Here is a 13,939-nt window from a genome sequence, read left to right on the forward strand (position 1 = left end):
GGTATCGGCAACACACAGCTCGACAAAGAAGTCGAGCAGTCGATGCTCTCCTCGGTGACGACGAACCCGATTCTCAGCCCCGGAAGGGCGACCAACCTAAATTCGGTGCGAGGCTTGCAGCGCCAACCTGTTCGTGGTATGGCGTCATCCGCCGAGGATGTCGCGAGCCATCTCGCGCATCTCGACCTTGCGCACCTTGCCGGTGACCGTCATCGGGAAGCCATCGACGATGTGCACGTAACGCGGGATCTTGAAGTGCGCCAGCCTGCCCGTGGAGTACTCGCGGATGGCGGCGACCGTCAGCGGCTCGGCACCGGGGCGCATGACGATCCAGGCCATGATCTCCTCGCCGTAGCGCTCGTCCGGCACGCCGATGACCTGCACGTCGCCGACATCGGGGTGGCGGTAGAGGAACTCCTCGATCTCGCGCGGATAGATGTTCTCGCCGCCGCGCAGGATCATGTCCTTCGTACGTCCGACGATGTTCAGGCGCCCGTCCGCATCCATCGTCGCGATGTCGCCGGTGTGCATCCATCGGCCCGCGTCGATCGCCTCGGCCGTCCTCTCCGGGTCGTCCCAATAGCCGAGCATTACGGAGTAGCCGCGCGTGCAGAACTCGCCAGGCACCCCGCGGCGCACCACCAGCCCCTCCCCGTCGATCACCTTCACCTCGACGAACGGCATCACCGTGCCGATGGTCTGCGTGCGCGCCTGCACGTCGTCGTTCCGCGAGGTCATCGTCGAGACCGGCGAGGTCTCGGTCATCCCGTAGCAGATGGCGACCTCGGGCATGTGCATCCGTTCGATCACCCGCTCCATGACCTCGACGGGGCACGGCGAGCCGGCCATGACGCCCGTGCGCAGCGACGTCAGGTCGAACTCGTCGAAGCGGGGATGCGCGAGCTCGGCGATGAACATCGTCGGCACGCCGTACAGCGACGTGCAGCGCTCGCGGTGGACGGCTTCGAGCGTCTGCTCGGCGTCGAAGACGGGTGCCGGCAGCACGACGCAGGAGCCGTGCGAGTGGCCGCCGAGCACGCCCATCACCATGCCGAAGCAGTGGTACAGCGGCACCGGCACGCAGACGCGGTCCTGCTCCGTGTACCCCAGTCCCTCGCCGACGAAGTAGCCGTTGTTGAGGATGTTGTGGTGGGACAGCGTCGCGCCCTTCGGGAACCCGGTCGTGCCGGACGTGTACTGGATGTTGATCGCCTGATCGAACGTGAGCGTCGCGGCGCACTCGTCGAGCGCGGCCGGGTCACCGGTGCGTCCCCTCTCGAGCAGGTCGCCCCACTGCGGTGTGCCGATGAAGACGACGTCGTCGAAGCCGATCTCGGCGAGCATGCCGGCGTAGTCCGTCGTCCGGAAGGACGTCGCGCTCACCATGAGCCGCATCCCCGACTGGCGGATCACGTACTCGACCTCGCTCGTGCGGTAGGCGGGGTTGACGTTGACGAGGATCGCGCCGATCCGCGCCGTCGCGTACTGCGTGAACACCCACTCGGCGCAGTTCGGCGCCCAGATGCCCACCCGGTCGCCCTTCTGGATGCCGAGGGTCAGCAGTCCCAGCGCGAGCCGGTCGACCTGCTCGCGCAGCTGCGCGAACGTCCAGCGCCGACCGCGGGCGCACTCGACGAGGGCTTCGCGGTCGGGATGGGCGGCGACCGCGGCGTCGAGCATCTCGCCGATCGTCTGGCCGAGCAGCTCGGTGGTGGCCGGTCCGGAGGCGTACGAGACCTGTGCTGCGTTGCGCATGAGCACATGATGCGACCGCGAAGGGCGCGCGCACCAGTCCCTGCGGCCACCGCGGTCGAACCGTCATGATCTGCTGCACCGTGCCGATCGGCCCGCGCTCGTCGTGCAGCACGCCGTGGGTCAGGCCCAGGCCTGTCGGGCCCACGTCGACCCGTACCGCCCCGGCCAGATCTTCCCCGCCGACCACGGCTCGAGCAGGTGCACGGCTCAGTCCACGAGCGCGGCGGCCAGCGCGTCTTCGACCGCCGCTCGCGGCACCGCCGGCGCCTCGACCTGCATCGTCCCGAACGTCGCGGGGTCCCACTCCAGGCCGAGGGCAGCATTCGCCTCGAGCAGCACAGCGACGAAGCGTCGGACCGATCCGAACGCGAGCATGCCGCTCAGCAGCCGCGCCCCGCGGATCGCGCGCTGCGACGTGCCGATGAGCTTCACCACCCCGCGGGCGTTGATGCTGTACTCGCCCGGACAGTACTCCCCCGCCACTTCGCCGAGGCGAGCATCCACTCCGAGGCTCTGCAGCGCGTCGGCGACGCTGTTGCCGGCGCGCGCGAAGTAGTCGGACGGGTCGAGGGTCGCGTCATCCCGGCTGATCAGGTCGAAGACGAGGCACGACTCGTCGTACGCCACGGCTCTGCCGCCGGTCGGCCGGATCGCCGGAGCGAAGCCCAGCCGCTCCGCGGCCGCCGAGGCCACGGGGAATCCCGGCATCCTGCTCTCTCGCCGCGTCATCGCGAGCGTGGCGGCGGGCGTGTACAGCCGGAGGACCCGCTCCTCGGCGATCTCGCCCGATGCGACGCCCCTCAGCAGCTCGCCCGAGTGCTCGAGGTCGTCGTCGCCCGGTGCGCTCTGCCGGATGAGCAGCCCCGGCACGCGCGCGAGGCGGGCGGCGCCCGGTGCGGTCATCCCCTCATTCTGGCGCGCCGTCACTGCGGCGAGAAAGCGGAGAGGAAGCGGTCGCGGAAGGCATCCATCCGCCACACCGGTGCGGGCGAGCCGGGCTGCAGGCCGTCCTGCCAGTGCCAGCCGTCGATCGACCCCAAGACGGCGGGGTCGCGGGCGATGATGCTGACCGGCACGTCGTGCGAGGCGTTCTCGCCACTGACGATCGTGGATGCCTGGTGGTCGCCGAGCGCGATGACCACGAGGTTCGGATCGTCCACGTTCTGCAGGAACGAGAACAGGGCGCCGAGCGAGTACTGGATCGAGCGGCCGTAAGCGTCGCGGATCGTCTCGGTGTGCTCCCAGACCGCCTGCGCCGACGGGCCCTGCTGCGGCTGCCCTGCGAACACCGAGCCGTCGCCGAGCTGCGACCACGGCACGAGCTGCGGCACCGGGGCCCACGGCGTGTGCGACGAGATGAGGTCGAGGTCGGCGAACACCGGCCGATGGCCCGGCGCGAGCATGCGATCGGCGAAGGCCTTGAAGGTGTACTGATCGGGGATGCGCGCGTACCCGAAGCTCGGTCCCCGGTAACCGACATTCCGTGCGTCGAGGAGCGTCTCGTAGTGGTAGAACGAGCGCCCGACATCCCAGCGCTTCGTGTCGCGCGGCACGTCGCTCACCGTCTTCCACCCGGCCCGGCGGAAGACGTCGGCGAGCGTCAGCCGCTGCGTCGCCGTGACCTTGTCGTAGGCCGCCTGGCTGGTGATCCAGAGCCCGCTCTGCAACGTCGAGTGGGCGAGCCAGCTGATCCCGCCGAACGTCGGCGAGGTGAGCCAGGCGCTGCGCATCCCGTAGCCGTCCTTCGACAGCGCGGCCGTCCCCTGCTGGAGCACGGCGTCCACGCCCGGCGAGAAGCTGCTGCCCTCGACGGCCGCACGACCGTAGCTCTCGATGAAGACGACGACGACGTCCTTGCCGCGCAGTCCGCCAAGGAGGGCGGACGGCGGGACGCTCGCGTAGGCGTCGACCGCGCTCGCGCGCTCGAGCGCCGACTGCGCGCGGATGCTCGTCGAGGCCCGCGAGACGGCCGCGCCGATCGTGTCGGCGGATGCGGCGGCCGCCGCGGGCTGGATCGCCGTCGTCTGCGAGCCGATGAGCGCGAAGACGATCCACGCCGCCGTCACCGCGGTGAGGGCGGCGCGCCCGGTCCCGCGGTGCCTGCGGATCGCCCCATCCGTCCGCAGCGCGGCCCACGCGAGTGCGCTCCCCAGAGCGACGCCGACGCCGATCAGCAGCACGAGCCCCGCGACCGCGGTCGCCGCGCCGATCGCATCGGCGACGACGCTGAACCCGTCGCCGAGCGACTGCGGGTCGGCCGGGTCGAAACTCGTGGACAGCGTCGTCCGGTAGACGCGGTCGATGGCGGCGAGGGCGATGGCGACGACGACCAGCGCGCCGAAGACGCCCGCCACCGCGATCCGCGCCGGCCGGGCGGGGATCAGCGAGAGTACGAGGATGACGACGAGGGACTCCGCGGGCAGGCGCACGAGGCCCAGCGCCGAGCCCGCCTCGATCGCGCCGGGCACGAGAGGCAGGGCGACGAGCAGCACCAGTGCGACGATCAGCGCCATGCGCTCGCGGGTCGGCATCGGTTCCCCTACCGGCGGAATCGCTCGGAGAGCGCGTAGCGCAGGAGCACGACATCGCCGATCTGCACGGAGGCGGCCAGTCGCGCCCGTCGCGGGGCCGTCCAGGGGAAGTGGGCGGGGCGCACCACCCGCGGGGCGCCCGCGTCGCCCACGAAGACCGGCGCGATGACGAGCTGCAGCTCGTCGACGAGGTCGGCGGCGAGGAACTGCGTGAGCACCGAGCCGCCGCCCTCGACGAGCAGGCGGCGGACGCCGCGCGCGCCGAGGTCGTCGAGCAGCCCGGCCATCATGACCGAGTCGCCGAGCCCGACCACGGTCGCCCGCTCGCCGAGACGCATCCGGAGGATGGCCGCACGCTCCTGCGGACAGTAGACGATCCGCGCGCAGGCGCCCGTGGTGAAGAACGCGGCGTCCGGCGAGATATCGCCCGTGGACGTCACGGTCACCTTGGTCGGCGATTCGGCAAGGCCGGCCGCGACCCGGCGCTCGCGGCGCCCCGCATCCCGCACGAGCAGTCGCGGGTCGTCGCGCCGCAGCGTGGTGGCGCCGACGAGGATGGCGTCGCTGCGCGCCCGGAGGTCGTCGACGCGGTCCAGGTCGGCCGCGTTGGAGAGCGTCAGCCGCCGCGCGTCGGTGTCGTCGAGATAGCCGTCGATCGACATCGCGCAGCTGAGGGTCACGTAGGGGCGGACAGGGCTCATGCGGGTCTCCTCTCGCGACGGGCGCGGACACGGTCGGTCATCAGGACGAGCCCGCCCGGGCCCACGGCGATCAACGCCAGCACGCCGTACGCGGTCGAGACCTCGACGCCCGCGGCGCCGCCGATCCCCGCGAGTGCGAAGACGGCGCCGCTCGCGGCCTCGCGCGGGCCCCATCCGCCGACGTTGAGCGGGATCGCCGAGGCCGTCAGCACCAGGAGCGCGATGGGCACGAGCTCACCGGGGCCGGCCTCCACGCCGACGGCCGCGCCCGCGACGAGGAACGTCGACACGTGCGCCCCGAGCGCGAGGACGGAAGACACCACGACCGTGAGCAGCGTCGACGGTCGGGCGAAGACGGGGCGCAGCAGCGCGAGCTCGCGCAGCATCCATCGACGCGCCGCGGGGATCGCAGCGGCGACGAGGAGGCCGGCGACCGCGGCTGCCGCCACGGCCCCCGCCGTCCATTCGAGGGGTGCGAGGGCCGAGGCGAAGCCGAGCGGGAGGAGGATCGCGAGAGTCACCGCGAACTGAACGAACTGCCCCGCGATGCGCTCGGCGGCCACCGCCCGCGCCGCGACGCCGACACGGTCGTGCTCGCGCCCGTGCGCGTACGCCCGGTGCACATCGCCGAGCACTCCGCCCGGCAGCACGGCGTTGAGGAACTGCGACCGGTAGTACGCGGCGACGGCGGAGCGCATCGGCAGCGGGAGGCCGAGTCCGGCGGCGACCGCGCGCCAGCGCCACGCGCACGCCGCCGTGCCGCAGGCGACGAGCACGAGGGCAAGCGCGACGGTGCCGATCGAGACGGATGCGATGCCCCGCAGAAACGGCCCCGTGCCGACCACCGCGACGGTGGCGACGACCACGGCGACGGCCGCAGCGACGCGCACGAGAGCCCGGGCGCGGCTGCGGCCCGGCGCGCGGGCGTCGGGGACGGCAGGGGATGCGATCAGCTGGGCCATGCGAGCAGATCCTGGTGCGGCACGGTCACGGCGAGCCCCTCGCGCGCGAGGCGTCGCTCGACATACTCTGCGGCGGCGGACGCGAGCTCGGGCCGCTGTTCGACGGCGGCCCCGACCCATCCCGCGAGCCACTCCCCGACGAGCGCGGCCTCGGACGCGTCCAGGAGCCACGGCGTCGACGCCGTTCGGACGTTCCACCCGGCCGCGGCGAACAGGCCGGCGACGACCGGCACCGCGTCGGGGCCGAGGAGCGGCCGCCCGTGCGCCTCGCGGCGCTGGTGGTCGTCGAAGGCGGCGCCGAGGACGGCGTCGAGCGCGTCCGCAGGCTCGAGCACCACGTTCCCGGTGACCGTGAGGCTGAACAGCGCCGGCGCGCCGCCGGCGACGCAGGCCGCGACGATGCGCTCCGCTTCGGACAGCGTGATGACGTCGAGGAGGGCGGATGCGACGACCGCCGACGCTCCGGCGAACGCGTCCGCGGGGAGGTCCGCCAGCGTCGCGACCCTGGTCGTCGACATCAGCCGATCTCCGCCGCTGTCGACGACGCCATCGAGGTCGGCGTGCGCCAGGATGTCGGCGTCCGCATCGTGCAGCACCCAGGTCTGCGGGCCGGGCAGCCGGGGAGCCAGCCAGCGCACCATCGCGCCGGATCCTGCGCCCAGATCGTGGATGACGATGCCGCCCGTCCGGATCGACCCCCGCAGCTCGGCCGTGAGCTGCTCCGAACGGGCGGCGTCGTCCGCGGCGGCCCGCAGCTCGAGCCAGTCCGCGGTCACGGTGGCGATCATGAGCGCACCAGCGCCTGTTCGATCGCCGTGACGGTGTCCTCCCACCGCGGCGTCGCACGCCGTGCGAGCGCCGCCTCCCGCCGCAGTCGATCGCGCAGCGCGGGAGACGTCATCCACGCGCCGAGCTGCCGCGCCAGGGCGCCGGGGTCGTCCGGTCGCACGAGGATCGCACCGCCGCCCGCGACCGTGTCCGGGATGCCGCCCACCTCCGCCGCGATGACGGGGATGCCGTGCGCCCGCGCATCCGTGATCGCCATCCCGGCGCTCTCGACCCGGGAGGGGGCCACCAGCAGCGAGCTGCGCCGGTACTCCTCGGCGAGGGTCTCGGGGTCGAGCACGCCGATCATCCGCACGCGACCGTCGAACCGCGCGGCCTTCCGCGCGATGCGCCGCGCATAGCGCGGGAAGGAATCGGCGGAGCCGACGATCGAGCAGCTCCAGTCGCCGCTCGGCAGCTGCGCGAGGGCGTCCAGCAGGATGTCCTGGCCCTTGTGCGGTGCGATCACGCCGACGCACAGGAGGTTGCGCCCCTGCCCGGCGCCGAGGGTCGCCTCGTGCGCCCCGGGGACGGCGACGGTGGTGCGCTCCGGGTCGGCGAGCCCCCGCGCGGCGAGTTCGTCCGCCGTCCACCGGCTCGTCGTGACCACGGCGCGAGCCGCGCGAAGGCTGCGCCGCTCCGCCTCGACGACGTCCGGGGGCGCGTCGGGGAACGCGGCGGCGATCATGTGGGCCAGGACGACGATCCGGATGCGGTGCTCCTCCGTCTCGAGCGCCTCCGGCGCCCAGTCGGCGACGAGTCCGTCGACGAGCGCGATCGAACCGTCCGGCACCGAGGACAGCGCCGCCGTCGCGCCCGCGCCGTCGGAGGTCTCGACGAGGTCGACGGCCCACCCGCGACGCCGGAGCCCGTCGCGGACCTCACGGTCGTAGACGTTTCCTCCGCTGACCTGGTCCGGATCGTCGATGCCGGCCGGCACGACGAAGCGCACTCCGCGTCTCATATCTCCACCTCGTACGACGCCCACGCGACATGGGACTCGTGCAGCGTCACGCCGATCCCGGTGAGTCGGGCGGCCCCGAGCGCTCCGGCGCGGAACGCGTCCACCAGCCGATCGCCGATGATCTGGCACAGCCGCTCGGTCGTCGTGTTCACGCCCCGCAGGTCGGGCTCGTCGTCCAGGTTGCGGTACGAGAGGGATGCGACGATCCGTCCGAGCTCCTCGGCCGCCCGGCCGATGTCGACGACGAGGCCGTCGTCATCGAGGTCCGCCGCACGGAAGGTCGCGTCGACGACGAAGGTCGCGCCGTGCAGCCGCTGGGCCGGGCCGAACACCTCGCCCCGGAGGCTGTGGGCGACCATCAGGTGGTCGCGAACCGTCAGGCTGAACGTCACGAACCGCTCCCCTCGCTCTTGGTCGACGCAGCCCGTCCGGGCTCGCTCCAATCGATCGTGTGGCACAGCGGATCGGCGGTTCCGTCGGCGAGCTGCGCGACGACGTCGGGCAGCCGCATCCACGGACTCGTCCCGCCCAGCAGGGCGTCGAACGCGGAATCCTCCAGCAGACGCAGTGCGAGCGCGAGGCGGTCGGCCGTCGTCCGCCGCCCGCGCCGCGCGGACGCGACCGCGCCCACCTGGCTCGCGCGGATCGTGAGCCGTCGGGAGTGGAAGTCCGCGCCGAGCTCGAGCGGCACGGCGGTGGTGCCGTACCAGCTCGCGACGACGATCTCGCCGTCGGTCGGCGCGATGCGCAGGGCGAGCTGCAGCCCCTCGCCGCGGCCGCTCGCCTCGATCACGATGTCGGAGTCCTCGGGCGGGGCGGATGCCGGCGCGAAGCCGACGCCGAGGGCGGTGGCCAGCTCGCGCTTCGTCTCGTCGACGTCGATGAGCACGACGTCGACGCCGGGGATGCGGCGTGCGATCGCCGCGACCGCGCATCCGATCATCCCCGCGCCGATCACCGCGATCCGGTCGCCGAGCTGCGGCCGCGCGTCCCACAGCACGTTCACCGCCGTCTCGACGGGGCCCGCGAGCACCGCGCGACGGGGAGGCACCGCATCCGGGACCGCGGCGAGCGCGGCGGCCGGAACGACGAAGCGCGACTGATGGGGATGCAGCGCGAACACCGTGCGCCCGGCCGACGGGCCGTCCTCGACCACGCCGACGCTCAGGTAGCCGTACTTGACGGGGAACGGGAAGTCGCCCGCCTGGAACGGCGCGCGCATGCGCTCGTATTCGGCCGCGGGCACCTCCCCCCGCGAGACGAGCGTCTCCGTACCGCGGCTGATCCCGGTCCACAGCGTGCGCACGAGGGCATCGCCGCCGCCCCGGGACGGCAGGTGCTCGGTCCGCAGCTCCCCCGAGCCCGGACCGATCGTCCAGAGGGCGACGGCGACGTCGTGAACCGCAGACGGCCCCCCTGTCGTGTTCACGTCGACGGCCATGAGGGGAACACGGAGCTCGGATGTCGAAGGTTCAGTGGGTGCCATGGGGGTGGGCCGCAGCGGGCGTCGTCGCCTTGTACGCGGTCGAGGGAGCGGCGCCGCTGGGCGCGGCGGGATGGGCGGCGGGGCTGGCGTATCTGGTCGTGTCCACGGTGCTCCTCTCGCGAGGGCTCGGTCGGAGCCGAGCCGAGCGCTTCGGGCCGGCGAATGCCGTGACAGCGATGCGCTCGACGCTCGTCGGCGTCGTCACAGCGATGGTCGTGGCCTCCGTGGGCGGCCCGGCATCCACCCTGCTCTTGGTCACGCTCACGAGCACGGCCCTTGCGCTCGACGCCCTCGACGGCTATGTCGCGCGCCGTTCGGGCACGGTGAGCGCCCTGGGTGGGCGGTTCGACATGGAGGTCGATGCGTTCCTGCTGCTCGTCCTGAGCGTGTACACGGGGCCGATCGTCGGCTGGTGGGTGCTCGCGATCGGGCTGATGTTCTATGCGTTCGTCGCGGCGGGATGGGTGATGCCGTGGATGCGGGCGACTCTCCCGCCGCGCTACTGGCGCAAGGTCGTGACGGCCGCCTGCGGCATCGCGCTCACGGTGGACGCGGCCGGCATCCTCCCCGGTGCGCTCGAGGTCGCCATCGCCCTCATCGCCCTCGGCCTGCTCCTCGAGTCGTTCGGCCGCGACGTGATCTGGCTCGTGCGGGCCCGGCATCCCCTCACCGTCCCGGCGGACTCCGCGACCGCCTCGTCATAGTCCACGCCCGACGTATCGCGCGCACTCCCCGGCCCCTCCTCACACAGGGGAGCCAACACATCGGGAGGTTCACACATGTCGGATCCGACCACAGGTCAGCCGTCGTCATCATCGATGAGACTGATCTTCGAGTACAACGGCGATGACGTCCGGCTGGTCAGTCAGCAGCCGGTGGACATGGCCATCACGGGCTACGACCTGCCCCAGGAGATGATGCCCGGCTACCACGTCGAGGTGCAGGATGCCGACGACGCGGTGCTCAGCCGCGTGCCGGTGCGGGCAGATCTCAGCTCCACGCGCGAGGTGTTCCCGGAGCAGCCGGGCGAGCCGATCACGCGGGTCGCCGTGCCCGAGCGCAGCGGTGCGTTCACCGTCGTCGTCCCGGCGCCGGCGCACGCGGACCATCTCGCCCTCGTGAGGGTGACGCCGGCCGAGGGCGCGGGCGACCGCGCGGAGGCCGCGCCGTTCGCGCGAGAGCGGATGCAGGTCACCGAGCTCGGCCGCTACCCCCTGGAGGGGGGCACGCGATGACCACCGCAGACGGCACCGTCCTCGGGACGACCCAGATCTCCGGGTCGGCTCCGCGCAACCGGGCCTTCAACATCGTGCTCCTCGCCGAGGGTTTCCGCTCCACGGAGCAGGCGGCGTTCAACAGCGCTGCCGACGCCTTCGTCGCCGCGCTGTTCGCGACGCCGCCGTATGACCACCTCCGGGCCGCGATCAACGTGTTCCGGGTCAATGTGGCCTCGACCGATTCGGGCGCCGACGACCCGACCTCGACCGGCGGCACCGGTGCGGTCGTCAGCACCTACTTCGACGCGACGTTCGGAGCAGGCGGCATCCGTCGGCTCCTCGTGTGCAACGACACCACCGCCCTCACCGTCGCCAGTGCGCAGGTGCCCGAGCACAGCCTCGTGCTCGTCGTCGTCAACTCGACGGTGTACGGCGGCAGCGGCGGGTCGGTGGGCACCTACTCGCTGGCCGGCGGTGCCACGGAGATCGCGATCCACGAGGCCGGCCACACCGCCTACGGCCTGGCCGACGAGTATCCGTACTACGCGGGTGGCGCAGAGACCGGTCACGACCACTACTCCGGCGGTGAGCCGGCGCAGCCGAACGTGACCGCGAACAGCAACCGGTCGACGCTGAAGTGGAGGTGGGCGGTCGCCTCGAGCACCGCCGTCCCCACGATGTCGAACCCGGACTGCTCCACGGTGGACTCGCGGCCGAGTCCGGTGCCGACCGGCACGGTGGGCCTGTTCGAGGGTGCGTTCTACTTCCACTGCGGAGCGTTCCGCCCGGAGTACGACTGCAAGATGCGAGAGCTGGGCGTTCCGTTCTGCGCCGTGTGCCGTCAGGCGATCTGGAACCGCATCGGGCCGCTCGCCGATCTGCCCGCCCGTCCGGCGACGCCGATCAGCGTGGTCGCGCGGTACCCGGAGCACCTCGACGTGTTCGCGGCCGCCGCAGACGGGCGCACGATGAGCAACTGGTGGGATGCGTCGAGCAGCTGGGCCGGCTGGTTCCAGCTCTCCGGCGGCGTCGCGTCGAGCGGCGGCACGGGCTCGCCGATCACCTCCATCTCGCGATACAGCGGCCACCTCGACATCTTCACGATCGGCACCGACAACCGGGTCTACAGCGCATGGTGGGACGTGTCGGCGGGATGGTCCGGGTGGTTCCGGCTGGGCAGCCTCGTGGCGCGGCCGGGCTCGACAGTCAACGTCGTCGCGCGCTACAACGATCACCTCGACCTGTTCACGACGGCCTCGAACGGCGCCACCATGTCGATCTGGTGGGACGCGCACGGCGGCTGGGCGTCGGACTGGTTCCAGGTCTCGGGCGGGGTCGCCGCGAACGGCGCTCCGGTGACGGCTCTGAGCCGCTACCGCAATCACCTCGACCTGTTCACCGTCGGCACCGACAACCGCGTGTACAGCACGTGGTGGGACGACCGCTCGGGATGGGCCGGATGGTTCCCGCTCGGAAGCCTCGTCTGCAGGCCGAACTCGACCGTCACCGCCGTTTCGCGCACGCCCGACCACATCGACCTGTTCACGACGGCGTCCAACGGCGCGATCATGTCGACCTGGTGGGATGCGCGCGGCGGCTGGGCGAACTGGTTCCAGGTGTCCGGAGGCGTCGCGTCCCCGGGCTCGCCGGTGACCGCGCTCGCGCGGTTCTCCAACCACCTCGACCTGTTCACGATCGGCACCGACAATCGCATCTACAGCACGTGGTGGGACTCCAGCTCCGGCTGGGCCGGCTGGTTCAACGTGTCGGGCGGCATCGGCGAGCCGGGCGGGCAGGTGGCCGCCATCCAGCGGATCACCGACCACATCGACCTGTTCGTCGTCGGGTCCGACAGCCTCGTGTACAGCACGTGGTGGGACTCGAACGGCGGCTGGGCGAACTGGTTCCCGCTCGGCGTCAGCTGAGCCGGGGAGTGGGGCCCGGACCGCCGCGTCCGGGCCCCGCTCCGTCGACGGATGAACCGCACGACGCCGAGGCTCGTGTCATCGACGGGAACTGTTCGACAGAAAGCGGTGATGACATGAACGCAAGCTCCGGACTCCAGTGGACGATGCGCATCCTGAGCGCCCTCGTGCTGCTGGTCGTGGGCGGCATCCATCTGTTCCTCGTCTTCGACGGAGTGGGCGGCCTGCTCGGCGTGATGTTCGTCCTGAATGCGATCGCCGCCGTCGTGCTCACGATCGGGATGCTGGCGCTGCGCGGCAGGCTCGTGCAGATCTGCGTGGTCCTGAGCCTGCTCTTCGTCATCGCGACTCTCGCGGCGCTGCTGCTCGCGCTCACGGTGGGGCTGCCGTTCAACATCCACGAGACGTGGACCTTCACGCTCGTGCCGCAGACGGTGATCATCGAATCGGTCGGCATCGTGATCCTCGCGATCGCCACGGCCGTGCTGGTGCGCACGCCGAAGCGCGTCGCCGTGGCCTGAGTATCACGGGCTTCCGGCCCTCCTCCTTTCCTGTAGGTCCAGGCACGAAGGAGAGCCGATCATGGTCGAGAAGTCACCGCGACGCGCTGTGAAGGCCGTCGTCCCCGAGTCGCTGACGAGCAAGGGGTTCCGCATCCGCGGATACGGAGCGCTGCCGGACGGGTTCGACCCGCAGACGGCGACGGATCGCCAGCTCGCCGCCGTTCGGCTGCCACGGCGCCCGGATACCGAGCAGGAGCCCGAGCTGCGTGCACTGTGGGACCGCGCGATGGCCCGGACGCAGGTGTGGATCGAGCCCGAGTTCGTGCATCACGAGAACATCTCGCACGGGCCGGCGCAGCCGTCCGCACGGCGCAAGGCGCTCACCGCGCCCGCCGCGGGCGAGACCGTCAGCAATGCGACATCGAACAACTGGTCGGGCGCGGCCGTCTTCCCGCCGCAGGGCAAGCCCTACCGGTTCGTCGGCGGCCAGTGGACGGTGCCGAGCCCCAACACGGCCGCGGACGGCGCGTACTACGCCTCCGAGTGGGTGGGCATCGACGGATGGGGATCCCCCGATGTGATGCAGGCGGGCACGGAGACCCACGTCACGAAGATCCTGTTCATCACCAGCCGGCAGGTCTACGCCTGGTGGGAGTGGTTCCCCGCCGGCGAAGTCGCGATCAACAACCTCCCGGTCGAGGCGGGCGACGTCATGTACTGCCTGATCTGCGCCGACACGACGTCGCATGCCACCGTCACCTTCAGCAACCAGTCGCAGGGGGTCGGTACGCGCTTCGACATCACGCCGCCGAAGGGCTCGAGCCTGTCCGGCAACGTCGCGGAGTGGATCGTGGAGCGCCCGGGCATCAACGGGGGCACGGCGAGCCTCACCGACTACGCCGCGTGCTACTTCGACGAGTGCATCGCCGGCGGCAGCGGGAGCATCGACAACATCGGCGGCGCGACCCTCATCACGATGACGGGCGGTGGCGGCGCGACGCTCTCGGATCCGGTCAGGGAGAACTCGAGCGTCCTGAAGGTCAACTGGCGCAAGTCGAGCTGACGCTCCG

Annotated in this window: 14 protein-coding genes; 5 read left to right on the forward strand and 9 right to left on the reverse strand. The window is 71.8% G+C overall.

Translation table 11 applies throughout. The annotated features are described in order from the left end of the window. Positions 1 to 144 precede the first annotated feature (144 nt). From SM116_RS17930 to SM116_RS17970, 9 genes are all read right to left on the reverse strand, one after another. Entirely contained in the window at positions 145 to 1,755 is a 1,611-nt protein-coding gene (locus SM116_RS17930) for an AMP-binding protein (protein WP_320942328.1), read from the reverse strand. Positions 1,756 to 1,962: 207 nt separating this feature from the next. Further along, positions 1,963 to 2,658 carry a lipoate--protein ligase family protein gene (locus tag SM116_RS17935; protein ID WP_320942329.1) on the reverse strand — a complete coding sequence of 232 codons (696 nt, stop codon included), beginning with the start codon at positions 2,656 to 2,658 and terminating at the stop codon, positions 1,963 to 1,965. 20 nt (positions 2,659 to 2,678) lie between these two features. Beyond that, entirely contained in the window at positions 2,679 to 4,286 is a 1,608-nt protein-coding gene (locus tag SM116_RS17940; protein WP_320942330.1) for an LTA synthase family protein, read from the reverse strand. Positions 4,287 to 4,294: 8 nt separating this feature from the next. Further along, entirely contained in the window at positions 4,295 to 4,987 is a 693-nt protein-coding gene (locus SM116_RS17945; RefSeq protein ID WP_320942331.1) for a RibD family protein, read from the reverse strand. Further along, positions 4,984 to 5,949: a lysylphosphatidylglycerol synthase transmembrane domain-containing protein gene (locus SM116_RS17950; RefSeq protein WP_320942332.1), complete on the reverse strand. Its 966-nt coding sequence runs from the start codon at positions 5,947 to 5,949 to the stop codon at positions 4,984 to 4,986. Before SM116_RS17950 ends, SM116_RS17945 begins: the two co-directional genes overlap by 4 nt. Then, complete coding sequence (locus tag SM116_RS17955) at positions 5,937 to 6,737, reverse strand: SAM-dependent methyltransferase (RefSeq protein ID WP_320942333.1); 801 nt, start codon at positions 6,735 to 6,737, stop codon at positions 5,937 to 5,939. Before SM116_RS17955 ends, SM116_RS17950 begins: the two co-directional genes overlap by 13 nt. Beyond that, positions 6,734 to 7,738 carry a glycosyltransferase family 4 protein gene (locus SM116_RS17960; RefSeq protein WP_320942334.1) on the reverse strand — a complete coding sequence of 335 codons (1,005 nt, stop codon included), beginning with the start codon at positions 7,736 to 7,738 and terminating at the stop codon, positions 6,734 to 6,736. Before SM116_RS17960 ends, SM116_RS17955 begins: the two co-directional genes overlap by 4 nt. Next, complete coding sequence (locus tag SM116_RS17965; RefSeq protein WP_320942335.1) at positions 7,735 to 8,130, reverse strand: 6-pyruvoyl trahydropterin synthase family protein; 396 nt, start codon at positions 8,128 to 8,130, stop codon at positions 7,735 to 7,737. The genes SM116_RS17960 and SM116_RS17965 overlap by 4 nt, the downstream gene beginning before the upstream one ends. Further along, the gene (locus SM116_RS17970; protein WP_320942336.1) at positions 8,127 to 9,179 is read right to left on the reverse strand and encodes a zinc-dependent alcohol dehydrogenase; all 1,053 of its coding nucleotides are present in this window, start codon (positions 9,177 to 9,179) and stop codon (positions 8,127 to 8,129) included. Before SM116_RS17970 ends, SM116_RS17965 begins: the two co-directional genes overlap by 4 nt. A 20-nt stretch (positions 9,180 to 9,199) precedes the next feature. Between SM116_RS17970 and SM116_RS17975 the strand changes: the two genes are divergently transcribed. The 5 genes from SM116_RS17975 to SM116_RS17995 all read left to right on the forward strand — a co-directional run bounded on the left by SM116_RS17975 (position 9,200) and on the right by SM116_RS17995 (position 13,932). Beyond that, positions 9,200 to 9,928: a CDP-alcohol phosphatidyltransferase family protein gene (locus tag SM116_RS17975; RefSeq protein WP_320942337.1), complete on the forward strand. Its 729-nt coding sequence runs from the start codon at positions 9,200 to 9,202 to the stop codon at positions 9,926 to 9,928. A 114-nt stretch (positions 9,929 to 10,042) separates the two neighbouring features. After that, positions 10,043 to 10,459, forward strand: coding sequence for a hypothetical protein (locus SM116_RS17980; protein ID WP_320942338.1), 417 nt, complete (start codon positions 10,043 to 10,045; stop codon positions 10,457 to 10,459). Beyond that, the gene (locus tag SM116_RS17985; RefSeq protein WP_320942339.1) at positions 10,456 to 12,366 is read left to right on the forward strand and encodes a M64 family metallopeptidase; all 1,911 of its coding nucleotides are present in this window, start codon (positions 10,456 to 10,458) and stop codon (positions 12,364 to 12,366) included. Before SM116_RS17980 ends, SM116_RS17985 begins: the two co-directional genes overlap by 4 nt. 116 nt (positions 12,367 to 12,482) lie before the next feature. Beyond that, positions 12,483 to 12,887 carry a hypothetical protein gene (locus tag SM116_RS17990; protein WP_320942340.1) on the forward strand — a complete coding sequence of 135 codons (405 nt, stop codon included), beginning with the start codon at positions 12,483 to 12,485 and terminating at the stop codon, positions 12,885 to 12,887. Positions 12,888 to 12,948: 61 nt separating this feature from the next. Continuing rightward, positions 12,949 to 13,932 (forward strand): G1 family glutamic endopeptidase, encoded by a 984-nt coding sequence (locus tag SM116_RS17995; protein WP_320942341.1) that lies wholly within the window; start codon positions 12,949 to 12,951, stop codon positions 13,930 to 13,932. The last annotated feature ends 7 nt before the right edge of the window (positions 13,933 to 13,939 follow it).

Origin of the sequence: Microbacterium rhizosphaerae (genome assembly GCF_034120055.1) — a bacterium.
In the GTDB taxonomy this organism is placed as follows: Bacteria; Actinomycetota; Actinomycetes; order Actinomycetales; family Microbacteriaceae; genus Microbacterium; species Microbacterium rhizosphaerae.